Source organism: Pseudobutyrivibrio sp. MD2005 (genome assembly GCF_000621865.1).
Classification (GTDB): domain Bacteria; phylum Bacillota; class Clostridia; order Lachnospirales; family Lachnospiraceae; genus Pseudobutyrivibrio.
The window spans coordinates 17,032-41,732 of sequence record NZ_KK211359.1 but is presented as its reverse complement, the minus strand read 5'-3'; the positions used below and the strand labels follow the sequence as shown (position 1 = coordinate 41,732).

Genomic DNA, 24,701 nt, shown 5'->3' with positions numbered 1-24,701 from the left:
TTCCTTAAGAATAATTATCGAATTCAAATTCCGTACGGAACTCATCATTCAGTTTTAACCTTGCATCAAAGAATAAACCTTTTTTGCTCAAAAATCCAGATATGACATCAGTTTTCTTTTCTGTAATTAGTTTGATGAACTGATCTTCAGGTATATCTACCCCTGCCACCTTGCCAACATAGAATGGACAGCTGTCAACATTATCCCTGACATTATTCTTGCATCGGTAGCCAAAATGATTCTTAATTATCGGCGATTCGCACCTTGGGCATTTCAGATTTGGCATAACCTTTTCATCATCTTCAAAAACAAACTTTACGCCAGATACCTTCCCAGTTTCATCCTTATTTAAAGCAAGCTTGGCTTCAAACTTTGTGCCCTTCTTTGATTTAAAGCCAGATATAGTAGATGTTATACCGTCTTTTAATAACTCCTTAACCTGAGCTTCTTTAAGCTTCACGCCAGCAATCTGCCCCAGATTAAAGCCACAGGAATTATCTGGATCATCCTTTTTATAATTACTACATCCATATCCAAATGGTGTAACTACTATCTTGCCACCACAAAGTGGACATACCACATCTTTAATATCCTTGGCTTCTACATTATCAAAATCAAAGGCCACTTCTGTTTTGCCAGTCTCTTCATTTTTCTTAAGAATAAGACATGCATCAAACTTTTTACCAGACTTACCCTTAAAGCCTCTGATAGTTTTGGAATGACCTTCTGTCAAAAGCTCCTTGGCATCAGAATCTGTAAGCTTCTTAGAAGCGATTTCCCCCAGAACAAATCCGCATTTGTTTTCCTGATCAAAATATTTCTCACAGGCAAACCCAAAGTTAGTTTTAATTATCTTGCTGCCACAATCAGGGCATGTTACATCTGCAAGATAATTTGGTTCCACATCGTCAAAATCAAATACGACTTCTGTTCTACCGGTCTCTTCGTTTTTCTTTAACACAAGCCTTGCGTCAAATTTCTTACCTGATTTTCCTTTGAAACCTCTAAGAGTTTCTGATTTGCCTTTAAGTAAGAGCTCCGTCACAACGCCACCGCCAATATTTTTACCAGCGATTGTCTTTCCTATATAAAACTTACATGAGTTTTCATCCTGAGCGTTAAAATTGCCACAACCATATCCACTAGGGCGAATAAGAATATCGCCACCACAATCTGGACATTTGCAGCCCTCAAGCTTTTCAGCCTCTATACCATCAAAATTGAAACTGAGAACCTTCTTGCCCTCTTCGTTTTCCTTTAGCTGAATCTTAGCACTAAACTTTTGATTGGTTTTAGATTTGAACCCAGTGAGAACATCTGTAATTCCATTATTAATAAGAGAAGTTAATTCCTCTTCGGAAATCTTTCTTCCTGCAATCTCGCCAACTGAGAAGTAACACTGATTCTCTTCCTGGAATCGATGCTCACATGCAAAGCCATAGCCAGTCTTAGCGATTCTTCCCTGGCACACAGGGCATTTTAATTCTTCAACATATTCTGTAGGTGTCTCAGAGAAATCAAAGCTTACATTGAACTCGCCATCCTCATTCTTTTCAAGCTTAAGAACAGATTTAAAGGGTTTATTAGACTTGCTCTTGAAGCCTTCGATTAAGTCTGTCTTTCCCTCTAATATAAGCTTTTTAAACTGCTCCTCAGGCAGATCTACACCAGCGATTTGTCCAATACTAAATCTACATTTAATTTCGTCGTTAGCATAATTACTACAGCCATATCCAAATGATGTAGTTGTAAGTTCGCCTCCGCACTTAGGACATTTGATACCTAAAGGCTTTCTTGTAGCAAGTCCCTTAGAATCCTTTCCAGTAAACTGATTAATATTAAGAGCAATGGTCTGTGTCAAATCCTGCTCTATCATATTTTTTGTTTCACTGCGAATGTAATCCTCTAGTTCTTGTCTATAATCAGTAAACTCTACTGTTCCATTGATAATTCCTTCAAGCCCCTTCTCCCAGTTTGCAGTCTGCTCTGGCTTTAATAATGAAGGTGTTGTAAGAAGCACAACTTCATAGATCATTTCACCAAGCTTTTCAGGGGTGATGACCTGGGTCTTATTATTTTGATTAAGATATCCAATTCTTACAAGCTTTTCAAGAATCTCACCACGAGTAGCAGATGTTCCGATACCTGTAGTCTTGATTTGCTCACGAAGCTCTTCATCTTCGATAAGCTTTCCTGCATTTTCCATTGCAAGAATCAAGGAACCTGATGTATATCGCTTTGGAGGTGATGTTTTGCCTTCTTTTAATTCGAAGCAATTTACATCTATAGCATCTCCAATAGAGGCTTTTTCGATGAATTCAACAAATTTTTCCTTTGAAAACTCATCTTCTGCATCCTCAGATTCATCATCATTATCAGTGTTGTCAGAATTCTTAGCCTTTGGTATGCCAGCTATTTCCAAATAGCCTGGTTTAACTAAAAGTTTTGCTCCAGCAAAAAAGCTTTCTGAATCAATACCGATTGTAACCTTAACATTTTTATATTCTGCAGGTGGATAAAAAATAGACAGAAACCTGCGGATTATCAATTCATAAACTCTCTGGCTAAGACCCGAAAGATTCTCTATGCCATTACACTGTCCTGTAGGAATGATTGCATAGTGATCTGTAACCTTGCTATCGTCTGTATAGCTAGTATTTTCAATGCCTACATACTTTCTATCTGCCAAAATCTCATGTACATATTTAGCAGTAGGACCATAGGATTGAAGCTTGTTAAGGTTTTTATTTATCTCCTTTGCAACAGCTGTTGTAAGTACTCTTGCATCAGTACGAGGATATGTAGTGTACTTCTTTTCGTATAGCTCCTGAATGATTTCAAGAGTCTGAGCCGGCGAAATCTTGAATCGCTTAGAACATTCTGACTGAAGCTCTGCTAAGTTGAATAGCAATGGTGCCTTCTTCTTAGAAATGCCGCAATCCTTATCTGTAATAGAAGCAGGCTTATTTATTAATTTTTCAATTAACTTTTCAGCACTACCTCTTTCTTTAAAGCCATTTCCTTTATCCCCATATAAAAGTGGAGATTCAAAATACTTTGACTTTTCTATCGCCTTCCACTCTGCAGGGAAATTAACATCTGAAAACTTACCAACAACCTTAAAGAATGGATCTTCGTTGAAGTTCCTGATTTCTCTTTCTCTCTCAACAACCATGCCAAGCACACAAGTCATAACTCGGCCAATTGCTATGGCAGAATAGCTTGTAGTTGCGGCTGCATCATTGATAAGTCTTCCATATTTAACAGATAAAGCTCTAGAGAAATTAATGCCTAAGCTATAATCTTCTATAGTTCGCATTATGCCTGAAGCTCCCAGCTTTGCATAATCGCTCATAGGCTTTGCTTCTCTAATTCCACGCAGAATTTCATCATCGGTCTGAGAATCAATCCATACACGAAGCTCTGTCATGCCTTCACGAACACCACCATAATTTCTGATGTTCTCTTCGATTGTCTGTCCTTCTTTTCCCGAGTCACCTGCCCAATAGACTGTATCGATGTCTTCTCTGTGCAGAAGGCCATTGACTACCTTGTATTGTTCTTTTGCTGACTCTACAACTCCGTACTTATAATCCTTAGGTAAGAATGGTAAATCCTCAAGATTCCAGTTCTTATATTTAATGTCATACTCTTCTGGATAAACCATCTGAACCAGATGTCCATAGCACCAGCTTATGACATATTGATTGTTTTCAATAAAACCATTTTGATTGCCTGACACATTAAGAACTCGCGCAAAGTCTCGGGCAACAGATGGTTTCTCTGTGATTATTAAACTCTTTCCCAAATCACTAAACTCCCTAAAAATTAATTTTAAAATTAACAAAAGTCGAAGCCTTCGCATGAAATGCAAAGGCTTCAAACAATATTAACTATTAAATTATATCAATTACAGTTCTGTCATGTCTACCAAAACAATAGATTTATTTTCTTTTGAAAGTTCTACTAATTTACTATCAAATTTGGTAGCGGAGAACATGAAAATTGTGTTGGCTGAGATACGTGCCTGCTTCATAGATTCAAGAAGCTTTTCATAAGCATCATATCCCATGCTCTTTTCTGTCCAGTTGCAAATGCCCACAACGTTTTCTCTGTTAGAGCTTTGACCTATAACATCTATGGTGCCTTCCTTACCAAGCCATGTCCCAATCTTTGTAAGCTTAATAGGAAGCTGTCCAACCATATTTAATAGATGTAGGTATTCTCTACAAACATTTACAAAATAGTATTCAAGATATTCATCTAGCTTTGGTGCGATGAAAGTATCGTAAAATCTATCAGGTGTGTAGGATATAAGCTCTGATAAATGCGGATACACAAAAGTGAACCAGAAATTAACGTAAGGATCCACAATTCTGTATATACCCTTTTTAGTGTTATCCCATCCTCCTGTTTCGAAGGATACCACCTTATCAACCACATCAAATGCTGCTAGGTTCTTCATGTAAACAGAAATCTTAGCACGAGAATAACCAGTATCCTCGAACAAATCATTAAGCTTTTCATTACCAGATGCGATGGAACCTAAAATTGTGTTGTAGCATGAAAGCTCTCTGAGTTCTGATGAAATATATCCTTCAGCAGCTGAATATAAAAATCCGGTAGGTGTAAGAATGTTTTCGCAAACATTATCCTTTATGGATTTCTTACCATTCCATCTGTCTAAGTACTCTGATACTCCACCTACGATACCGTATGTGCTAACGCACTGAGCAACAGAATAGCTAGGAAATGCTCTAACCACATCAAGGAATGAAAGATTTTCAAGCTTGATTGTCTCGTCTACTGAATTTGCACTACTTCCTGCAATTTCAGGGAAATTATTTTCAGCCCAGACAATAGATGAACTTACAATGATTATCATCACCTTGCCAGGGTAAAGCTTTTTATTTTTAAGAGAAATAAGGCTAGCCAAAAGCTCGTTAGACTTCTTGATAGCATACTGCGCTTCATCAATAACAACTACAAGTTTTGAACCGTCCTTTGATCTGAACTTCTTGAAGCATTCATCGAAAGATGCGCTATCAACAGCCCTGTCATATTCCGCAGAAAGCTGTTCGTCCAGATACTTTAACTGTTTAGCATCAGAACATTGACGGCTTCTATAGTAGAAGTACTGCTTTCCAGTGGTGAAATCGTCTATCAAAGCCTCCTTACCACTGCCAAGCCTGCCATATAAAAGCACAATATCACTACTACTCTTTTGATAAATTGTGTCAAGCTTTTTCAGTTCGTTTGTTCTAGTAACCATAACATTTCTCCCTAAAGAATCTACACGTTTTCAGTTATACGCCAAATATAATAACACATTTCACTTTAGTCCGCTACACTAAAAAAGAATTTTATTCAGTTTTAATTTATTCCAAAAACGTGAATTATAAAAGACTTCAAAAAAATAGCATCCTTACCTATGCTCACATATGTAAGAATGCTAATGCTTTATATTTGAAACACTAAATTATTTCTTTGTGATATAACCCTGTGCCTTAAGAAGCTCTGCGCAAAGAACAGCACCACCTGCAGCACCACGAACAGTGTTGTGAGATAATCCTACGAACTTCCAATCATAAATGCTGTCCTCGCGAAGACGACCAACATTGATTCCCATTCCGTTTTCATAATCTACATCAAGTGCTACCTGAGGTCTGTTATCCTCTTCCATGTAACGGATAAACTGCTTTGGTGCGCTAGGAAGCTGAAGCTCCTGTGGTACACCTGAGAAGTTGTTGATTGCATCGATAAGCTGCTGCTTTGTAGGCTGCTTCTTGAACTTAACGAATACAGCTGCTGTGTGACCGTTTAATACTGGTACACGGATGCACTGGCTTGTAATTTTAACATCATCAGCAGGAACGATAACGCCATCTTCGATCTTACCCCAGATTCTAAGTGGCTCCTTCTCTGACTTCTCTTCCTCACCTGAGATGAAAGGAATGATGTTGTGCTCCATCTCTGGCCAATCCTTAAATGTCTTACCTGCACCTGAGATTGCCTGGTATGTTGTAACAACTACCTCGTATGGCTCAAACTCTTTCCATGCTGTAAGAACTGGAGCATAAGACTGAATTGAGCAGTTAGGCTTAACCGCAACAAAACCTCTTGTAGTGCCAAGTCTCTTCTTCTGGAACTCAATTACTTCCATGTGCTGTGGATTAATTTCTGGAACTACCATAGGAACATCTGGTGTCCATCTATGTGCGGAATTGTTTGAAACAACAGGAGTCTCTGTCTTAGCATAAGCCTCCTCGATTGCTTTAATCTCATCCTTAGACATATCAACAGCAGAAAATACAAAGTCAACTTCCTTAGCTACTTCTTCTACTTCGTTTACATTCTTAACAATAATATCCTTAACTGCAGCTGGCATTGGAGTATCCATCTTCCATCTGCCTCCTACTGCATCCTCGTAACGCTGTCCAGCTGAACGTGGGCTAGCTGCAATTGTTGTAACCTCAAACCAAGGATGGTTCTCAAGAAGAGAAATAAATCTCTGTCCAACCATACCTGTACCACCAAGAATTCCGACTTTTAATTTCTCGCTCATTACATATGTCTCCTTATTCATTGTTTTTCACACGCGGACATTTGTCCGTCATTGAAAAGTATTATATCAAATTAAATAAAAAAAGCAAGGTTAATTTGCATAAAAATACCAAAAACCTTGCTTATTATTCAAAATAATTTAATTTGCAGCGATAAATTCCTTACAACTTGCAATTTCATTTACCATTGCATCATGGCCTGGAGCACCGATTGTAAGACGCTTGTTTACACAAGTCTCCATGGAAATCGCCTCAAAGATATCCTCTTCAAAAGCTGGTGAAATAGCCTTAAGCTCCTCTAAAGACATATCATCGATAGCAATGCCCTTATCGATACAGTAAAGAACAACCTGGCCAATAATACCATGTGCATCTCTGAATGGAACACCATGGTTTACAAGATAATCAGCAGCATCTGTCGCATTTGTGAAGCCATTTTTTGCGCTGTTTGCCATAACGTCCTTATTAAATGACATTGTAGCAAGCATGCCATCAAACAATACAATACAATCCTGCACTGTCTTCATAGCATCAAAAGCAAGCTCCTTATCCTCCTGCATATCCTTATTGTAAGCAAGTGGAATGCCCTTCATAGTTGTAAGAAGGGATGTAAGCGCACCGTAAACACGGCCTGTCTTACCACGAACAAGCTCTGCAATATCAGGGTTCTTCTTCTGTGGCATAATTGATGAGCCTGTTGAGTAAGCATCATCTATCTCAACAAATCTGTATTCATTACTGTTCCAGATGATAACCTCTTCAGAGAAACGTGAAAGGTGCATCTGAATCATGCTAAGAGCTGATAAAAACTCAATTAAATAATCTCTATCAGAAACTCCATCCATTGAATTGACTGTAGGACCATAGAAATCCAAAAGCTCTGCTGTCATGTTTCTGTCCAACGGATAAGTGGTACCGGCAAGTGCGCCAGAGCCAAGTGGACAGTAATTCATTCTTTCGCGGATATCTTTTAATCTAAGAAGGTCACGCTTGAACATCTCAAAATATGCTCCCATATGATGAGCAAGTGTGATAGGCTGAGCCTTCTGTAGATGTGTGAAACCTGGCATAATTGTATCAATGTGCTCTTCCATAATGCCAAGAATTGTCTCAAGTAAATGCTTAATCCCATCAGCAGTATCCTCTACCGCATCACGAGTGTAGAGACGCATATCAAGAGCAACCTGATCATTTCTTGAACGACCTGTATGAAGCTTCTTGCCAGCATCACCAATTCTATCAATAAGATTAGCTTCTACAAAGCTGTGTACATCCTCATATTCTGATGTAATCTCTAAAGCTCCCGAATTAACATCTGCCTCGATGCCATCAAGTCCCTTAAGTATTTCATCTCTTTCGCCTTCTGTAATAACGCCTACCTTGGCCAGCATCTTTACATGGGCACGACTTCCTCTGACATCCTGTGCAAAAAGCTTCTGGTCGAAGCCAATAGATGCATTGAAATCATATACCATTTGATCGGTAGCTTTGGTGAATCTTCCACCCCACAACTGTGCCATAACTAATCCTCCGTGTTTCTTGCCTTTATTTGTTGTTGCCTTTCATTATATGAATACACGCAGCCACAATAGTCCTGCCTGTACATATCAAATTCCTTGGAAAGCTCGGTGCTTCGCTTGTAGCCTTCCTTCTTTTTGAAATCAGAAACCAGCCAGCTTACGCCCAGCTCCTGACCGATTCTATCGCCAATCTCATTGAGCACCTGAGAATCTTTCATTGGTGATATTGTAAGCGTTGTTGTAAAAAAGTCAAAGCTTTTTTCTTTTGCGACCTCTGCCGTGCGTCTGAGTCGAAGGTCGTAACACTTGTGACAACGCCTTCCCTTTTCAGGCTCATGCTCCAATCCTTTAGCTATTTCATAGAAGCTCTCTTTATCATAATCGCCTTCAATAAACTCCACCGGATATTTAGTAGGAAATGCATTTATAAAGCGCTGCTGCTCCTTTACCCTGTGATAGTATTCATCGTCTGGATAAATGTTAGGATTGTAGTAAAAAACCGTAACATAAAAAAACTGTGACAGATACTCGATGCAATAACTACTGCACGGCCCACAACAGCTATGTAGTAATAAAGAAGGCACGCGGCCTTCTTTTTCAAGTTCGTTAATTAACTTATCTAATTCCTTTTGATAATTAACCTTATTCATTATCTATTAGTCCATACAAATAAAAATGCTGTAGCAAAAACATAGATCAATGCCATGATTACCATGAATACGATCTGTGATGCCATAATTCCACAAACGATCTGTGCAATAAAAACAAGACCATGAATCCAAAGTGGGATTTTGTTAAGACATGCAGCAAGACCTGCCTCAAGTACAACCATAAGACATGCAACTACAGGATTGATTGATAATACCACAATAGAAACAACCATGGCAGCCACAGCCAAAACAACAAGCCCTATTAAACAATGGAGTGGAAAGTACTCCTTTGAGAAAAATTCCTTAACATTAATTGATGATACATTTCTCTTATTATCTGCCATAATTAGCTCCTCTTTTAATCAAAAAATTTACAAGTGTCATTATAATAAAACCACGGGATTTTCTCAACAATTTCATTGATTTTTTTCAACCAATATATTACACTTTCATTGTTGCTCCGATAGCTCAGTTGGTAGAGCACCTCACTCGTAATGAGGGGGTCGTCAGTTCGAGTCTGATTCGGAGCTCTTCTTATATATAAAAGGAGGTTAATGCGTTGGAATTTATTCAGTTCGACCATGTTTCAAAAAGCTATGGTAAGCAATTAGTTCTTGATGAACTAGATCTTTATGTAAAGGAGAATTCCTTTGTGACATTACTGGGCCCATCCGGCTGCGGTAAGACCACCACTCTACGATTATTAGGCGGTTTTGAAAAGCCTGATTCAGGAAAGATTTTCCTTAACGGCAACGACATCACTGCTCTACCAGCCAACTTACGTCCAATCAACACCGTTTTCCAAAAATATGCTCTATTTCCACATATGACAATCGAGGAAAACATCGCCTTTGGACTTAAGATCCAAAAGAAATCAAAGGATTATATCGACGATAAGATTAAATATGCCTTAAAGCTTGTTAATCTTGATGGATTCGAGAAGCGCTCTATCGATTCTCTATCAGGCGGTCAGCAGCAACGTATCGCTATTGCCCGCGCCATCGTTAACGAACCAAAGGTTCTTCTTTTAGATGAGCCACTTGGTGCCCTTGACCTTAAGCTTCGCCAAAGCATGCAGTACGAGCTTATGAAGATTAAGCAGGAGCTGGGCATTACATTTATATATGTTACACACGATCAGGAAGAAGCCCTTACCATGTCAGACACTATCGTGGTAATGAACCAGGGTTACATCCAGCAGATTGGTACTCCTGAAGATATCTATAACGAGCCGGAAAATGCCTTCGTTGCGGATTTCATCGGTGAAAGTAATATCATCGAAGGAATCATGATTAAGGATGAGCTCGTATCCTTCCTTGGAGTTCAGGTTCCTTGTGTAGATAAGGGATTCGGCACAATGAAGCCAGTAGACGTTGTTATTCGTCCTGAGGACGTTGAGCTAGACGCTCCTGGCAAGGGATTTATGGACGGTGTTATCACTGATTGCCTATTCAAAGGCGTTCACTACGAGCTTGATGTTCAGTGTGGCGAATACGAATGGCTGGTACACACTACCAAATACTTCGAAATTGGCCAGCACGTATCACTCAATGTCATTCCATTCAACATTCAGATTATGAACAAGCCAGAATCAGAGGATGAGGAGGTATTAAAGGAGGATGATTAACAGAATTCGCACTAGCTTTATAGCTACACCTTATGCCATCTGGGTGCTAATTTGTACTATCCTACCTTTGTTCTACATCCTCGGCTATGCTATCACCACCGCAGAAGGTGATTTTACAATCCAAAACCTTATAGCTATTGCAGACCCTGTTCACCTTAAATCGCTATGGCTTTCTATCCAGGTAGCATTAATCACAACAGTTGTCTGTCTTATTTTAGCGTATCCAGTGGCTTTGATACTTCACAATCTCAAAATCACTAACAAAGGATTCATCGTATTTCTATTTATCCTTCCTATGTGGATGAATTTCATGCTTCGAATCCTTGCCTGGCAGAATATCCTTTCCAACAACGGAATACTCAACAACATTCTTTCTGCCATAGGATTGCCTACCATTCATATTTTATATACTAAATCAGCCGTTATTCTTGGTATGGTTTACGACTTTTTGCCATACATGATTCTGCCGATTTACAATTCACTTTCAAAGATTAACGACGACATTATCGAGGCAGCAGCCGATTTAGGTTCTAGCTGGATTAATACATTTTTCAAGATTACTCTTCCACTTTCACGTGATGGTATTCTTTCAGGTGTCATAATGGTTTTTGTACCTGCATTATCATCATTCGTTGTTTCCAACCTCTTAGGTGGTGGAAAGGTACTTCTTATCGGAAATGTTATTGAGCAGGAATTTACTCTTGCAAGAAACTGGAATTTAGGTTCTGGTCTTTCTATTATTCTGATGCTCTTCGTACTTGCATCTATGAGCATCATGAACAAGCTTGATGATTCTGAGAATGGAGGTATGCTTATATGATTAAGATTAAAAAAGGCACCTCTTTCCTATACCTAGGATTAATATTTTTGTTTTTATATGCACCAATTCTCGTTCTCATAGTTTTATCCTTCAATAATTCTATGTCACGTACAGTTTGGGGCGGGTTCACTATTCAGTGGTACCTTAATTTACCATCAAACGATACCATCATGGATGCACTTTGGACTACACTTCGTATCACACTTTCATCTAGCATCCTTGCTACTTTGCTTGGCACAACAGCAGCCATTGGTATCCATCGAATGAAAAAGAGACACGTAGCTATCATGCTTGGCGCAACCAATATTCCGCTTTTAAATGCAGATATAGTTACCGGTATCTCACTTATGCTTTTGTTTACAAGATTCACTTCACTCGGTGAACTTTCAGTAGTGTTGGCTCACATAGCTTTCTCAGTACCTTATGTTATCTTTAACGTATTGCCAAAGCTTCAATCTATGTCTGATGCCTGCTATGAGGCTGCCATGGATTTAGGTGCTACACCTGCCTATGCATTTTACAAAGTAATCTGGCCAGAGATATTCCCTGGAGTCCTTTCAGGATTTTTAATGGCCCTTACAATGTCACTTGATGATTTTACAATCACTTACTTTACAAAGGGCGCCGGTGTTAACACTCTTTCAACAATGCTTTACACAGAGCTTAGAAAAGGTATTCAGCCTGAATTATATGCACTTTCTACTCTGCTATTCTTATTAGCATTCATTATGCTGATTGCCACCAATTTCAAAGGACTAAACAAGAAGGAGGCAGCTCGAGTATGAGAAAAAAGATAATTACAATTTTCAGCCTTCTTTGCCTGACATTCACTAGTTGCTTCTCTTTCACAGCATGTGGAAATGATGCCAGCAGCTCTGACACACTTGTTGTCCTCAACTACGGCAAATACATCGATGCAGATGTTTTAAAGCGTTTTCAGGAAGAAACAGGCATCACCGTTAAATACGAAGAATACGAGTCAGTTGAAGACATGTACGCCAAATACAAGGCTGGTTCTATCAACTACGATGTAATCTGCACATCTGATTACATGATTGAGACACTCTCTAAAGAGGGCGAGCTAATCCCAATCGATTACAGTTCTCTTAAGAACTACAAAAACATTGACCCAACAATCATCGAAGCATCCGAAGCTTTCGATCCTACACACAAATACACAGTTCCATATTTCTACGGCACTGTCGGCATTCTTTACAACACCAAAATGGTTGATGAAGAAACAGTAAGCTCATGGAACTGTCTATGGGACCCAGCATACAAAAACCAAATCGTCATGATCAATTCTCAGCGTGATGCCTTTATGGTACCTCTCAAGATGCTGGGCTACGACATCAACACTACAAACACTGAAGAATTAGACGAAGCATACAATATGCTCTGCGACGAAAAGAAATACGTATACGCATACCTCATGGACGAGACCTACGAATGCATGGTTTCCAAGGATGCCGCAATGGCTGTATGCTACTCCGGCGAAGCCGCAATGGGTATGGAATACAACGAAGACTTAGCCTACACTGTTCCTAAGGAAGGCGGCAATCTTTGGATTGATTCCTGGTTCGTTCCACGCACCTGCAAGCACTACGATGCAGCTATGAAGTGGATTGACTTCATGTGTGAAGAAGAGGCAGCCACCACCAACTTTGAATATGTTTGGTATGCCACCCCTAACCTCACCGTTGCCAGCCACGAGGATGCAGAAACACTCGCAGACGAAACTGTCTTCCCTACAGACGAGACACTAGCTAGATGTGATCTATACAAGTCATACGACACAGAAACCTTAGATTACACCACTACTCTCTGGAAGAAGCTCAAAGCCTACTAGGCAATACAAAGAGAATCTGTTTCTCTAGAATAATAATAAAGGCTGTCAGACAGCACATCATTTTCAGGAACACTGCTTTCATTTACATATGAAATCATGTTTTTGAGATCTTCGGTGTCCATCTGGCAGCCTTTTATTACTTTCACCAGAATAACTTCATGCACCGAACAAGGTATCACAAACAAATCCGCTTTCAGCTTGGCCGACATAGCCTTTAGCATATCTTTATAAAGAATCACGGCAGCCCCATTAAAAGCCATCTCATTTGTAGCCACATAAAGTGGCACACTCTCATCTTCAATCTCGGCAATCTCACTAAAGCTATCATCATGCAAATAATCAGCAATAGTCGAAAGAATACCGCCTATCTTAAGTCCCATAATCCTTGGCGTATTAACACTAGCTGCCTCCATCAAATCAGCCGCAGTCACATCCCAAACCTCTGCAATTTCATTAAAGATAAGCGCTGCCTTCTTCTCTTCTTCAAACTCATATCCAGGCAATACCATATAGAATACAATCGCAAGATCCAAATACTCCATATAAGGTACCTGCGCTAAAATCTCTGCATTCTTCTCCTTATTAATCACCTTAAACACTATACTATTCTTAGAATTATTAAATTTTTCGTTTGCCATACGGTAATGGCATCATTCGGGGAAATTTAAAAGATAATCGCATGCTTTAGAATCATGCAGAAATTAATATACCAACTGACGCCGCCCAAGTCAAGCCCCACTTTTTAGCTCGCGGCACCCCTGCCCCCCTCAACCTACAAGCCAGGCCCCGGGCCACGCCCCTAAAACTCTGTCGCTGTGCCAGGCCCAAGATCACGCCCTGCCAGCAGATACAGGTGACGATTTCGCGAGGTTTTAGATTATCTTGGCGCCAAAAGGGAGCATTTAGCGCGTGTCCTTTTGTTGGTTTTGCAATTTAGCATTACTGTATGTTGGTCACAAACACTTGTAGATTATAAAAATGTCACCAAACAATGCTTAGGATAATTGCGTTCATATTACGTTCGCTTAGAAAAATAACGAAGCAGGTTTTGAGTATATAGGTACCGTGCTCCATGCGACGTCGTGTCGCTTACGCACTTGCGCTGCCATCCGTGGCAGCGCATACCTATATACTGCAAAACCTGCTTCTATTTTTCTATGCTCACTCCAAAATCACGCAATTATTCCTAAGATTGTATTGGTGACTTTATTTATTTGTTTAGTGTGTTTGTGACCAACATACTGTAACGTGCTAATTGCAAAGAATCAAAAGAACACGCGCAATAAATAATGCGACACTTGGCGCCTAGATAATCTTAAGCCGAAGGCGATGTCACCTGTATCTGCTGGCAGGGCGTGACCTGGGGCCTGGCACAGCTTGTTCTAAACAGGGGGCGTGGCCCGGGCCTGGCGACAACAAGTTATGTACAAGGGTGCCGCGGGCTCCCTTAGGATTCCTTGTACTTGCGGGCCAACTCCAGCATTTCCTTGGCGTTGGTGAGAACGGCTTCGGTGATGGCGCTACCGCCAAGCATACGGGCCAGCTCATCTACTAACTCGTTGTCGTAGAGCTTCTTGATGCCGGAGATGGTGTGGCCATTTTCTACACTCTTTTCGATGAGGAAGTGAGTGTCAGCCATTGCGGCAATCTGTGGTAAGTGTGTAATGCAGATTACCTGGTGAGAGCCGGCAACAGTTGATAGTTTTTCTGAGACAGCCTGGGCTGTACGGCCAGAGATTCCTGCATCGATTTCATCAAAGATGAGGGTGTCTATACCGCCACCTGAGGCCAGTACAGTCTTGATGGCAAGCATTATACGGCTCATTTCACCGCCGGATGCAATGTCCTTAAGTGGTCTGAGTGGCTCGCCAGGGTTGGTGCAGATTACGAATTCTCCGTCGTCTATGCCATCTGCTGTGAAATGGTCAAGACGCTTTAGGCTAACATCAAATTCTGAGTTAAGGAAGTTGAGGTCGCTCATAGCCTCTACCATCTTGGCTGAGAGTTCCTTGGCTTTCTTCTTTCGTATGTCTGAAAGCTTGTCGCAAAGAGCCGATAACTCTTTTGTAGCAGCATCTACCTTTGCCTTGAGCTCAGCTAGGTACTCGTCAAAGGATTCGTATTTGGCTTTTTTGTCCTGACGCTTTTTAAGTTCATCTAGGATGAGCTCTATGGTAGTGCCGTATTTGTCTTTTAAACGATTGATTTCATTTAGGCGAAGTTCTACTTCATTGAACCTTTCTGCATCGAAGGATGCATCAGCCATGTAACTTGAGAGCTCCCGGTTAAAATCCGAAATGATGCTGTCGGCATCGTTGAGCATGCTTAGGAAATCTGATGCCTTTTCATCGATGCCTTCGATGTATCGTATATCCGATATAGCTGCACTGATTGCATCAGAAACACCGCCATCGCCAGCCATTGCTTCGTGAGCACGGCCAAAGTATTCCATAGTTCTGCTGAAGTTTGAAAGACGCTTGTACTCGTCTTCAAGCTCCTCATCTTCACCTATTTTAAGATTGGCAGATTCGATTTCATTTATTTCATGATCAAGAAGAATGATTTCACGTTCCTTTGAAACATCACTTTTCTTGGCTTCTTCTAATTCAGCTGTAAGAGCCTTGTATTCCTTGAAGCTTGCGGCAATTTTTGATTTCAAGTCGCCAATATCAGCCTTTGCAAACTCATCAAGAAGCTCCATGTGGCGCTTTGTGTTGAGAAGTGACTGGTGCTCCTTCTGTCCGTAGATATCAAGCAAAAGTGCCCCTACTTCCTTCATCTTAGCTGCAGGAACCTGCTCTCCGTTTATCTTGCCTACGCTTCGTGATTCAGTAATACGTCTGCTCATTATTACTTCATCATCGTATGGTTCAACGCCCATATCTCTCAAAGCCTGCTTTGTAGCCTCATCATCAATAAGATAAACCGCTTCTACAAATGCTTCGGAATCCGTATCTCTTAGAACATCCTTTGAAGCCTTATCGCCAAGACTTAAGTGAAGCGCTCCTAAGATTATTGATTTACCAGCACCTGTCTCGCCGGATAAAATGTTGAGCCCCTTTGAAAATACAATCTCCTCTTCGTCAATAAGAGCTAAATTTTTAACGTGTAAACTTGCTAGCATTTAATACTCCCTTTCTTTGTCTACACTCAATAGTAAAAAAATAATTGCACCTATCTTTTTTCAATTAGCTTTTTAAGCTTTCCCATTAAAGCTATTGTGTCATCAAGTGTTCTGACTGCGCACATTATAGTGTCATCACCTGCAATAGAACCAACAATTTCTGGTAAATCCATGTGATCAAGTGCCGCAGCAACAGCCATAGCCATACCAGAAACAGTTTTGATAACTAATATATTACCTGCATTGTCCATAGATAAAAATCCATCAAGGAAAATGCGTATATATTTCTCATTCATATCGTCTTCTGTTGTCTTGAAGGCGACATATCTAAGCTTTCCTGCAGCATCAGCCACCTTAGTAAGCTTCATCTCGCGAATATCGCGTGAAACTGTGGCCTGTGTAGCATTAAAGCCTGCTTCCTCAAGTCGAGCTGTAAGCTCCTCCTGAGTACCAATTTCATTTTTAACAATCAATTCTAATATTTTAGCTTGCCTTGCAACCTTCATATTATATCTCCTGCATTCGTGCTCTGATTCTTTCAAGGAAATTGACGTTTTCAAGCATTGCCATGTGGCTTGTTGCTTTCGAACGATATATCTCAATCGACTCTCCCTTTCTAAGAATCTGTCTAAGAGTTCCATCGTAAATTACATTGGCCTTAGGTTCATCCTCCTCATGTCGTGCCTCCAAAGTAACCTCAACAATATCATTTGATGAAAGGATAATGCTCCTTGAATTAAGTGTATGTGGATTGATTGGAGTCAAGACTATACAATCTGCATGTGGGCTGACAATTGGCCCGTTGGCAGAAAGATTGTAGGCTGTAGAGCCTGTTGGAGTTGAAACGATAAGACCGTCACAATTATGGGAATAAAGAGGTATTCCATTAACTTTAACTGTCAGATTAAGGACATAAAGACCTGCAGCATCAGATGTTACTACGATGTCGTTGAGAGCCATGTATTTGTGTGTTGGATCATTTTTGCAGTCACCTTCAAGCATCATTCTCTCATCTACCTTGTAGCTGTCGTCAAGAAGCTGATCCAGGCAGTGCTCAACATTATCCACTGTCATATCACATAGATATCCCAAGTGGCCGCAGTTTAATCCTACGATTGGCACCTTTCGATTAGTAACATTTTGCGCAACACGAACCACTGTACCATCACCACCGACGGTAATGATACACTCAATATTATCATCCACTGTAACAGGAGCCTCAGAAAAATCTGAGCATGTATCTAAATCAAGAATGCACATGCCTCCGTGAACAGAGATGTAGTCTCTAATGAGATTGATGTATTTTTCGTGTAAATCACTGAATGACCTTGCAACAATTAAAAAGTTTTTCATTATTTGTCTAAGCTGTCATGAGCCATTTTAACTACCGCTGGCACATCAATAGCTTCCCCCATTTTTTCCTTTGTAGCTATGTGAATTAAATACTCAATATTACCTTCAGGTCCTTTGATTGGAGAAAACTCCAAATGAAGAACCGTAAATCCTATCTCTCTAACAAAATCAACGATTTTGTTAATTACTTCTTCATGTACCGCTGGGTCTCTTACAACACCCTTCTTACCAACCTTTTCTCTGCCGGCTTCAAACTGTGGCTTAATCAAACAAACCATTTCAGCATCCTCAGCAAGCAAAGCCTTGGCTGGGCCAAGCACCTTTGTAAGGCTGATAAAAGATACATCAACAGAGGCGAAATCAAGTGGCTCACCTATGTCTTCTGGTGTGACGTAACGGATATTAGTCTTTTCCATGCACACAACCCTAGGGTCCTGTCTAAGCTTCCATGCAAACTGACCATAACCTACATCAACCGAAAATACCTTTGATGCTCCGTTTTGAAGCATGCAATCTGTAAATCCGCCTGTGGATGCGCCGATATCCATACATACCTTGTTTTCAAGGCTGATATCGAAATGTGTCATAGCCTTTTCAAGCTTAAGACCACCGCGGCTTACATACTTAAGCTGCTGGCCGTGGATTTCTATATCTGCGTCTACGTCGATTTTGGTACCTGCTTTATCCTCGCGATTTCCTTTTACAAAAACATTGCCTTCCATAATCATGGTTTTGGCCTTTTCACGTGATGGAGCAAATCCCCTATCTACTAATACAATGTCTAGTCTTTCTTTCATATTAATTTCCTAAAGCTTTTAATACTCGCTCTGCAATGGACTCTGCATCCATCTTGAGCTCCTTAAACAATAAAGTAACACTTCCGTGTCTGACAAACTCGTCTGGTACAGCAATCTTAAGAACCTTGCCCTTAAAGCCATTATCATAAAGATATGCCTGAACATGCTCGCCAAAACCACCTGTCACAACGTTTTCTTCCATGGTGACAATCATATCGTATTGATTCTTGATGCCATCCAGGTAAGCTTTATCAAGAGGCTTTGCAAATCTTGCATTACAAATACCAGCATCGATTCCCTTTTCCTGAAGAAGCGCCTCTACTTCTTCGGCCTTCTTTACCATAGAGCCCAATGCTAATAGCATTACCTTTGAGCCTGATTTTATTTCCTCGGCCTTGCCAAGCTCAATTGGAGCACGTTGCTCCTTCAGGCCACAGTAAGCCTCGCCTCTAGGATATCTGATTGCTATTGGCCCTTTGTGCTCGCCTACTGCGTATTTCATCATATCTGAAAGCTCCCATTTGTTCTTAGGAGCCATAACAGTCATGTTTGGCATTGATGTGAGGAATGACACATCAAATATTCCCTGGTGTGTGCTTCCATCTGCACCTACAAGACCAGCTCTATCTATTGCAAAAACAACATGAAGGTTCTGCAAGCAAACGTCCTCTAGGATTTGATCGTATGCACGCTGCAAGAATGATGAGTACACAGCAAACACAGGTGTGCGACCACCTAAAGCCAGACCTGCCGCAAATGTAACAGCATGCTCCTCTGCAATACCTACATCAAAGAACCTGTCTGGGAACATATTTCTAAATCGCTTGAGACCGGCCCCTTCTGCCATAGCAGCTGTAATGGCAACAACCTCAGGATTTCTATCTCCCATCTTTCGCATTACTGTAGAGAATACATCTGTATAGCCTGGATTTGGATTTCGCTTTGGAAGTCCTGTTTCGATTTCAAATATATCTGTACCGTGGAAACGTGATGGATGACGCTCAGCTGGCTCGTATCCGTTACCCTTTTTAGTAATAACATGGACAAGCACCGGGCCATCGATATTGATAGCCATCTTGAATGTCTCAAGCATAGCCTTGATGTTGTGTCCATCAACAGGACCAAGATACATTATTCCTAAGTCCTCAAAGACCATATTAGGCACCATGAGGGACTTTATTCCATTTTTAGTGCTACGAATCTTTCTGATGATTTTCTCGCCATTTGGCCAGGATTCAAGAGAATTAAGCACGTTATTCTTAAGCCCAACATACTTAGAGCTTGTACGAAGTCTTTCAAGGTTGGTAGACATACCACCAACATTCTTTGAAATAGACATTTCGTTATCATTTAAAATAATAAGAAAATTAGATTTCTTAAGGCGTGATGCATTATTCAAAGCCTCGTAAGCAAGGCCGCCTGTAAGGGCACCATCACCAATAACCGCAGCCACTTTGTAATCATCTCCAGATAAATCACGGGCCATGCAATATCCTAATGCCGCAGATAAAGATGTTGAGCTGTGACCAGTATCAAAGCTATCACAGTCGCTCTCTGCTCTCTTAGGGAAACCACTGAGGCCTCCGTACTGGCGAAGATGATCGAACTCATCTGCTCTTCCAGTAAGAATCTTGTGTGTATAAGCCTGATGGCCTACATCCCACACTAGCTTATCCTTAGGAAAATCTAAAAGTAAATGTAGGGCGATTGTAAGCTCTACTGTACCAAGATTAGATGCTAAATGACCACCCGTTTTAGACAGGTGATCAATTAAAAATGTGCGAATCTCAGCTGGAAGAGCTTCAATCTCCTCCTTTGTAAGATTCTTTATATCATTTGGCTGCTTTATCTTATCAAGAACCATAATTACTAATTGTCTCTGTAAACGAGATAAGCTAATAAATCCTTAAGGAAAGCATTTTCATAAGGAAGCTTGCTTAGCATATCTATTGCTTCGTCTGTGAGACGTTTTACCTCTTCTTTTGATTTTTCTATTCCTGCAAATGTCACGTAAGTAGCTTTTTCGTTGCGCTCATCTGAGCCGATTGGCTTGCCAAGCACTGCCTCGTCACCTTCGATATCAAGGATGTCATCCTGAATCTGAAAGGCCATGCCAATTTTAGAAGCGATTGCTTCGATTGTGGCAATTTGCTCATCTGAAGCCCCGGCAAGTACTGCACCTATCTCCATTGCAGCTTCAATCAATGCGCCAGTCTTTAGCTCGTATATGAAATCAATCTTTTCTTCAGTGATTTCAAGCTGCTTCTTTTCAGATTCCACATCAACAACCTGACCGCCTATCATACCAAAGACGCCAGCCTTCTTAGACAGAATCTGAAGTGCGACTTTTATTCTGCTCACATCTGCATCTTTTGCTTCAAAAGCTGATATTGCCGTCTCAAATGCAAAATTTAAAAGTGCATCTCCTGCAAGCACTCCCATCGCATCGCCAAACTTTGCGTGAGTGGTAGGCTTGCCGCGACGGAGCATGTCATTATCCATGGCTGGCAAATCGTCGTGAACCAAAGAATATGTATGAATCATTTCGATGGCTGCCATGAAATAATTGATTGCTTCACCCTTGCCATCAAAAAGCTTGAATGTCTCATTCATTAATACTGGACGAAGGCGTTTGCCACCTGCCATAATGCTATATTCCATAGCCTCGAAAATGGTGCTCTGCATTCCAGTAACTTCAGGTAGAAAACCTGCAACTATTTTTTCAGCCTCTGCTGCTCTTTCAGCAAGCTGGCTCTTTACATCAGTTCCCATTTATTCTTCCTCTTCAAACACCTCAAGTCCGCCGTCTTTCGCAATAGCCATAACAGCTTTCTTGGTCTGTTCTATTTTAGCATTTGCACTCTGTAGCTCTTCCATTCCGCTTTTGTACAAAGCGAATGATTCATCTAAAGTAACATCTGGCGATTCAAGCTTTGTGATAATCTCTTCAAGTGCTTCAAAGCTTTCTTCGATTGTATTTGTCTTGTTTTCTTCCATTTTATCTCCTGTTAATTGCTGGTGAGACCTGTAACCTGACTATTGATTACGCCATCCTTAATTCTAAGGACGATATCATCACCAACACTTAATTGTTGAACTGAATCTACCCGCTTACCACTAGCATCTGTAACATAACCAAATCCTGTAGAAAGCTTTTTAGCAGGTGATAGACCATCCAGTCTGCCGGATATTGCTATCAGTCTGTTTTCGTATCTTTCAAGCTTCGAATGCATCAAACTATCTATTCGTTGATAAAGCATTTTCAGCTTCTCTTCGTTTGATTTGATTTTGTTCTCTGGACGAAGTGCATTAAGCCTGAGCTTGTAATTTTCAAGCTGTGTTGTGAGGTTGTTGATTTTGTAATCAAGCCCTCTATTCAACTTATCCGAGTATCTTTCGATTGTTCGGTAAAAATCGTCGTAAACAAAATTAGCAAGCTCTGCCGCCTGTGAAGGTGTAGCCGCTCTTTTATCTGCCACGAAATCTGCAATGGTAAAATCTGTCTCATGGCCCACAGCAGAAATGATTGGTGTCTCGCAATTAAAGATTGCCTTTGCCACAGCTTCCTCGTTGAAAGCCCATAAATCCTCTATGGAACCACCGCCTCGACCTACGATAATCACATCAAGCCCCATTGCATCCAGACAATTAATACCGGAAATAATAGAAGGGGCTGCTGCCTCTCCCTGTACCTGCGCAGGATAAAGGATAAGCTGCACAAAAGGATTTCTGGTCTTGGAAACACGAATGATATCGTGAACAGCTGCTCCTGTAGATGCAGTGATGATACCGATTTTCATGGCATGTGTTGGAAGTGGCTTTTTATACATAGGGTCGAACATGCCCCTTTCTTCCAACTCCTGCTTAAGCGCCTCAAACCTCTGGTACAAATCACCTACACCGGCAAGCTCTATTTCACTAGCGTACACCTGATACTTACCAGCAACTGCGTAGATGCCCACGTATCCAGTAACAACGACCTTATCTCCGTCCTTCATCTGAAACTTAAGGCCCTTTGGACGCTTACCAGCAAACATCACACAGGAAATGGCACTCTTTTCATCCTTAAGAGTAAAATAAATGTGCCCTGTATGATTGTATTTGCAATTAGAAACCTCCCCACTAAGGGAAAGGTTTCCAAGCATAAAATCATCGGCAAACATACGCTCAATATATGTATTTACCTGTGATACACTATATACATTTTTGTTCATTAGACTAACTTCGCAAGTGCTCCATTAACAAATCCAGCTGAGCTGTCTGAGCCAAATTCATCTGCTAAAGTAACAGCCTCATTAATGGCAACTCCCACTGGAATATTCTCGTATTTGATTTCGTATAAAGCAAGACGGATAAGTGTAAGATCTACCTTAGCCATACGTGTAGTCTTCCAGCCATCAACAGACTTATTAATAAGTGCATCGATTTCTGTAATCTTACTGCTAATATCCTCTGCCTTTGTCTTGATGTATTCTTCGTCCTCGGCAGTCTTGTTGTTCTTAGCTAAGTCTTCTTCCTCAGCATTGTCTCTGCCTTCAAGGAAAGTGCCGATAACACCGCTCATATCGTCTGAGTCATAAAACTCATTCATAAATACAGCCTTGAATACTTCTTTTCTGATTTCATGTCTATTCATAAATACTACTCCTAAAAATCTATTGATTAAGACTAATTAAGGGTGCTACGTTAAATAGCACCCCATAATTATACATTATCATGCATAAAAAATAAACAATTGTGAGTTAGTTAGTAGAAGCAACTGAAACTGTTGCAATACGTACATCAACAGCTGTAACTTCAAGGCCTGTCATTGTCTCAACTGCTGACTTAACCTTTTCCTGAACCATTCCACTAACCTTTGGAATTTCGTAACCATATTTCATATTAATAGCCATGCGAACTATGATCTTACCTGGCTCGTTATCTACAACTCTAATTGCCTTAGCAAGCTTTCCCTGACCAGCCTTTGAAATGCTTTCAGATGTAAGATTTCCAACTAATGACTCTACACCATCAACTTCAACTGCACCAAGTCCAGCAATGATTCCTACTACCTCTTCAGAGATATTAACGCAATCATCTCCATTAACATTTATCACAAAATTTTTACTTTCTGCCATATCTGCCTCCTAAATGCCTAAGAAAAACTAGATTAATTATAACAAAGAAGTCCCGTTTGGTAAACCAGTTTTAAAATTCTTTATCTGTTATCTACTTTTTCAGGATACATGTCATGGTTTGTGAGTCTCTGCCATGCAACATCTTCCCACTTTGTACCTGGCTTGCCATAGTTGCAATATGGGTCGATTGAGATTCCTCCTCTAGGAGTGAACTTGCCCCAAACCTCGATGTATTTAGGATCCATAAGCTTAATCAAATCCTTCATGATGATGTTTACACAATCCTCATGGAAATCACCATGGTTTCTAAAGCTGAATAAATAAAGCTTTAATGACTTGCTCTCTACCATCTTCTCACCTGGTACATAAGAAATGATGATATTTGCAAAATCAGGCTGACCTGTGATTGGACAAAGTGATGTAAACTCTGGACAGTTGAACTTTACAAAATAGTCATTTTCAGGATGCTTGTTTAAGAATGTCTGAAGCATCTCTGGTGCATAATTATCTGGATATACGTTGTTTTTATTTCCTAAAAGTGTAAGTGTTCCTTCTTCTTTTCTATCTGCCATTTTATTTCTCCTTATTCCTCGTAACTGATTGGGTCTTTTGTACCGTTAATCTCAAATGCTTTCATTCTATCGATGCATGTGCCACATCTTCCGCAAGCCTTATCGTGACCTTCGTAGCAGCTCCATGTAAGCTCGTATGGCACATTAAGCTCAAGACCAAGCTTTACAACTCCCGCTTTATTAAGACCGATGAAAGGAGCTTCTATTTCAAGCTGCTTTCCACTTCCCTCATAGATAGCCTTGTTCATGGCATTATTGAAATCGCTTGAGCAATCTGGATATGCGTTGCCTGCTGCATCGTCCGCATGTGCTCCATAGTAAATCTTTGAGCAGCCCTTTGAAAGAGCGATAGCTGCTGCACTTGATAAAAACAATCCGTTTCTAAATGGCACATAAGTGCTTACAGGCTTGCCATCTGTCTTTTCAAGCTGTGATGCATAATCCTCCTCTGGAATCTCTCCATCGGAATGCTGAAGTAATGTGCAATCACTAAACTGAAACATAGTAGATAAATCAAGTGTAATATGCTCTACCTTATAGTGTTCGCAAACTGCATCTGCAGCCTTGATTTCCTTATCATGGCGCTGTCCGTAAAAAATAGACAATCCAATTACATTCTCACTACCATATTCTTTTACAGCAAGAGCCAGACATGTAGTGCTGTCTAAGCCACCGCTAACTAAAACTAATGCTTTCATTTTATTCT

Annotated in this window: 23 protein-coding genes and 1 tRNA gene; 5 read left to right on the top strand and 19 right to left on the bottom strand. The window is 40.5% G+C overall.

Features of this window, described 5'->3' with window-relative positions; all coding sequences use genetic code 11:
• Positions 1-4 precede the first annotated feature (4 nt).
• From T498_RS16605 to T498_RS0111460, 6 genes are all read right to left on the bottom strand, one after another.
• Positions 5-3,808, bottom strand: coding sequence for a DNA topoisomerase III (locus T498_RS16605; protein WP_155951066.1), 3,804 nt, complete (start codon positions 3,806-3,808; stop codon positions 5-7).
• Between the two features lie 102 nt (positions 3,809-3,910).
• Positions 3,911-5,272, bottom strand: a complete 1,362-nt coding sequence (locus tag T498_RS0111480; RefSeq protein WP_028236027.1) for an ATP-binding protein — start codon at positions 5,270-5,272, stop codon at positions 3,911-3,913.
• Positions 5,273-5,479: 207 nt separating this feature from the next.
• The gene (gene asd, locus T498_RS0111475; RefSeq protein ID WP_028236026.1) at positions 5,480-6,565 is read right to left on the bottom strand and encodes an aspartate-semialdehyde dehydrogenase; all 1,086 of its coding nucleotides are present in this window, start codon (positions 6,563-6,565) and stop codon (positions 5,480-5,482) included.
• Positions 6,566-6,703: 138 nt separating this feature from the next.
• Positions 6,704-8,083: an argininosuccinate lyase gene (gene argH / locus T498_RS0111470; protein ID WP_028236025.1), complete on the bottom strand. Its 1,380-nt coding sequence runs from the start codon at positions 8,081-8,083 to the stop codon at positions 6,704-6,706.
• Between the two features lie 2 nt (positions 8,084-8,085).
• A complete protein-coding gene (locus T498_RS0111465; protein WP_028236024.1) occupies positions 8,086-8,733 on the bottom strand; it encodes an epoxyqueuosine reductase QueH in 648 nt (215 codons plus the stop codon).
• A complete protein-coding gene (locus T498_RS0111460) occupies positions 8,733-9,077 on the bottom strand; it encodes a hypothetical protein (RefSeq protein WP_028236023.1) in 345 nt (114 codons plus the stop codon). The genes T498_RS0111465 and T498_RS0111460 overlap by 1 nt, the downstream gene beginning before the upstream one ends.
• A 113-nt stretch (positions 9,078-9,190) precedes the next feature.
• Between T498_RS0111460 and T498_RS0111455 the strand changes: the two genes are divergently transcribed.
• From T498_RS0111455 to T498_RS0111435, 5 genes are all read left to right on the top strand, one after another.
• Positions 9,191-9,263, top strand: a tRNA-Thr gene (locus tag T498_RS0111455).
• A gap of 29 nt (positions 9,264-9,292) precedes the next feature.
• Entirely contained in the window at positions 9,293-10,360 is a 1,068-nt protein-coding gene (locus T498_RS0111450) for an ABC transporter ATP-binding protein (protein ID WP_028236022.1), read from the top strand.
• Positions 10,353-11,180: an ABC transporter permease gene (locus T498_RS0111445; protein WP_036978491.1), complete on the top strand. Its 828-nt coding sequence runs from the start codon at positions 10,353-10,355 to the stop codon at positions 11,178-11,180. The genes T498_RS0111450 and T498_RS0111445 overlap by 8 nt, the downstream gene beginning before the upstream one ends.
• Positions 11,177-11,965 (top strand): ABC transporter permease, encoded by a 789-nt coding sequence (locus T498_RS0111440; protein WP_028236020.1) that lies wholly within the window; start codon positions 11,177-11,179, stop codon positions 11,963-11,965. Before T498_RS0111445 ends, T498_RS0111440 begins: the two co-directional genes overlap by 4 nt.
• A complete protein-coding gene (locus tag T498_RS0111435) occupies positions 11,962-13,029 on the top strand; it encodes an ABC transporter substrate-binding protein (protein WP_028236019.1) in 1,068 nt (355 codons plus the stop codon). Before T498_RS0111440 ends, T498_RS0111435 begins: the two co-directional genes overlap by 4 nt.
• Here T498_RS0111435 and T498_RS0111430 read toward each other — a convergent pair.
• The 13 genes from T498_RS0111430 to queC all read right to left on the bottom strand — a co-directional run bounded on the left by T498_RS0111430 (position 13,026) and on the right by queC (position 24,693).
• Positions 13,026-13,667 (bottom strand): DUF5688 family protein, encoded by a 642-nt coding sequence (locus T498_RS0111430; protein WP_028236018.1) that lies wholly within the window; start codon positions 13,665-13,667, stop codon positions 13,026-13,028. The two genes, T498_RS0111435 and T498_RS0111430, sit on opposite strands and share 4 nt — an antisense overlap.
• A gap of 809 nt (positions 13,668-14,476) precedes the next feature.
• Entirely contained in the window at positions 14,477-16,153 is a 1,677-nt protein-coding gene (gene recN / locus T498_RS0111425; RefSeq protein ID WP_028236017.1) for a DNA repair protein RecN, read from the bottom strand.
• A gap of 50 nt (positions 16,154-16,203) precedes the next feature.
• Positions 16,204-16,659: an arginine repressor gene (argR, locus tag T498_RS0111420; protein ID WP_028236016.1), complete on the bottom strand. Its 456-nt coding sequence runs from the start codon at positions 16,657-16,659 to the stop codon at positions 16,204-16,206.
• Position 16,660: 1 nt separating this feature from the next.
• Complete coding sequence (locus tag T498_RS15705; RefSeq protein ID WP_081779756.1) at positions 16,661-17,506, bottom strand: NAD(+)/NADH kinase; 846 nt, start codon at positions 17,504-17,506, stop codon at positions 16,661-16,663.
• Entirely contained in the window at positions 17,506-18,303 is a 798-nt protein-coding gene (locus tag T498_RS0111410) for a TlyA family RNA methyltransferase (protein ID WP_028236015.1), read from the bottom strand. Before T498_RS0111410 ends, T498_RS15705 begins: the two co-directional genes overlap by 1 nt.
• 1 nt (position 18,304) lies before the next feature.
• Positions 18,305-20,167, bottom strand: coding sequence for a 1-deoxy-D-xylulose-5-phosphate synthase (gene dxs, locus T498_RS0111405; protein WP_028236014.1), 1,863 nt, complete (start codon positions 20,165-20,167; stop codon positions 18,305-18,307).
• 5 nt (positions 20,168-20,172) lie between these two features.
• On the bottom strand, positions 20,173-21,075 hold the full coding sequence (locus tag T498_RS0111400) for a polyprenyl synthetase family protein (RefSeq protein WP_028236013.1): 903 nt from the start codon (positions 21,073-21,075) through the stop codon (positions 20,173-20,175).
• Positions 21,076-21,300: an exodeoxyribonuclease VII small subunit gene (gene xseB, locus T498_RS0111395; RefSeq protein WP_028236012.1), complete on the bottom strand. Its 225-nt coding sequence runs from the start codon at positions 21,298-21,300 to the stop codon at positions 21,076-21,078.
• Between the two features lie 11 nt (positions 21,301-21,311).
• Positions 21,312-22,517, bottom strand: a complete 1,206-nt coding sequence (gene xseA, locus T498_RS0111390) for an exodeoxyribonuclease VII large subunit (RefSeq protein ID WP_028236011.1) — start codon at positions 22,515-22,517, stop codon at positions 21,312-21,314.
• Positions 22,517-22,939 carry a transcription antitermination factor NusB gene (nusB, locus tag T498_RS0111385; protein ID WP_028236010.1) on the bottom strand — a complete coding sequence of 141 codons (423 nt, stop codon included), beginning with the start codon at positions 22,937-22,939 and terminating at the stop codon, positions 22,517-22,519. Before nusB ends, xseA begins: the two co-directional genes overlap by 1 nt.
• A 106-nt stretch (positions 22,940-23,045) precedes the next feature.
• The gene (locus T498_RS0111380) at positions 23,046-23,423 is read right to left on the bottom strand and encodes an Asp23/Gls24 family envelope stress response protein (protein WP_028236009.1); all 378 of its coding nucleotides are present in this window, start codon (positions 23,421-23,423) and stop codon (positions 23,046-23,048) included.
• Between the two features lie 80 nt (positions 23,424-23,503).
• Complete coding sequence (gene queF, locus T498_RS0111375; protein WP_028236008.1) at positions 23,504-23,995, bottom strand: preQ(1) synthase; 492 nt, start codon at positions 23,993-23,995, stop codon at positions 23,504-23,506.
• An 11-nt stretch (positions 23,996-24,006) separates the two neighbouring features.
• Positions 24,007-24,693 carry a 7-cyano-7-deazaguanine synthase QueC gene (queC, locus tag T498_RS0111370; protein WP_028236007.1) on the bottom strand — a complete coding sequence of 229 codons (687 nt, stop codon included), beginning with the start codon at positions 24,691-24,693 and terminating at the stop codon, positions 24,007-24,009.
• Positions 24,694-24,701: the final 8 nt, after the last annotated feature.

Excerpts from the sequence above, each read along its gene's own strand:
- argR (WP_028236016.1), bottom strand. The coding sequence starts at position 16,659 with ATGAAGGTTGCAAGGCAAGCTAAAATATTAGAATTGATTGTTAAAAAT.
- queF (WP_028236008.1), bottom strand. The coding sequence starts at position 23,995 with ATGGCAGATAGAAAAGAAGAAGGAACACTTACACTTTTAGGAAATAAA.
- queC (WP_028236007.1), bottom strand. The coding sequence starts at position 24,693 with ATGAAAGCATTAGTTTTAGTTAGCGGTGGCTTAGACAGCACTACATGT.
- T498_RS0111435 (WP_028236019.1), top strand. The coding sequence starts at position 11,962 with ATGAGAAAAAAGATAATTACAATTTTCAGCCTTCTTTGCCTGACATTC.
- T498_RS0111465 (WP_028236024.1), bottom strand. The coding sequence starts at position 8,733 with ATGAATAAGGTTAATTATCAAAAGGAATTAGATAAGTTAATTAACGAA.
- xseB (WP_028236012.1), bottom strand. The coding sequence starts at position 21,300 with ATGGAAGAAAACAAGACAAATACAATCGAAGAAAGCTTTGAAGCACTT.
- T498_RS0111480 (WP_028236027.1), bottom strand. The coding sequence starts at position 5,272 with ATGGTTACTAGAACAAACGAACTGAAAAAGCTTGACACAATTTATCAA.
- dxs (WP_028236014.1), bottom strand. The coding sequence starts at position 20,167 with ATGGTTCTTGATAAGATAAAGCAGCCAAATGATATAAAGAATCTTACA.
- recN (WP_028236017.1), bottom strand. The coding sequence starts at position 16,153 with ATGCTAGCAAGTTTACACGTTAAAAATTTAGCTCTTATTGACGAAGAG.
- T498_RS15705 (WP_081779756.1), bottom strand. The coding sequence starts at position 17,506 with ATGAAAAACTTTTTAATTGTTGCAAGGTCATTCAGTGATTTACACGAA.
- T498_RS0111380 (WP_028236009.1), bottom strand. The coding sequence starts at position 23,423 with ATGGCAGAAAGTAAAAATTTTGTGATAAATGTTAATGGAGATGATTGC.
- asd (WP_028236026.1), bottom strand. The coding sequence starts at position 6,565 with ATGAGCGAGAAATTAAAAGTCGGAATTCTTGGTGGTACAGGTATGGTT.
- T498_RS0111440 (WP_028236020.1), top strand. The coding sequence starts at position 11,177 with ATGATTAAGATTAAAAAAGGCACCTCTTTCCTATACCTAGGATTAATA.
- T498_RS0111445 (WP_036978491.1), top strand. The coding sequence starts at position 10,353 with ATGATTAACAGAATTCGCACTAGCTTTATAGCTACACCTTATGCCATC.
- argH (WP_028236025.1), bottom strand. The coding sequence starts at position 8,083 with ATGGCACAGTTGTGGGGTGGAAGATTCACCAAAGCTACCGATCAAATG.
- T498_RS0111460 (WP_028236023.1), bottom strand. The coding sequence starts at position 9,077 with ATGGCAGATAATAAGAGAAATGTATCATCAATTAATGTTAAGGAATTT.
- T498_RS0111400 (WP_028236013.1), bottom strand. The coding sequence starts at position 21,075 with ATGGGAACTGATGTAAAGAGCCAGCTTGCTGAAAGAGCAGCAGAGGCT.
- T498_RS0111410 (WP_028236015.1), bottom strand. The coding sequence starts at position 18,303 with ATGAAAGAAAGACTAGACATTGTATTAGTAGATAGGGGATTTGCTCCA.
- nusB (WP_028236010.1), bottom strand. The coding sequence starts at position 22,939 with ATGAATAGACATGAAATCAGAAAAGAAGTATTCAAGGCTGTATTTATG.
- xseA (WP_028236011.1), bottom strand. The coding sequence starts at position 22,517 with ATGAACAAAAATGTATATAGTGTATCACAGGTAAATACATATATTGAG.
- T498_RS0111430 (WP_028236018.1), bottom strand. The coding sequence starts at position 13,667 with ATGGCAAACGAAAAATTTAATAATTCTAAGAATAGTATAGTGTTTAAG.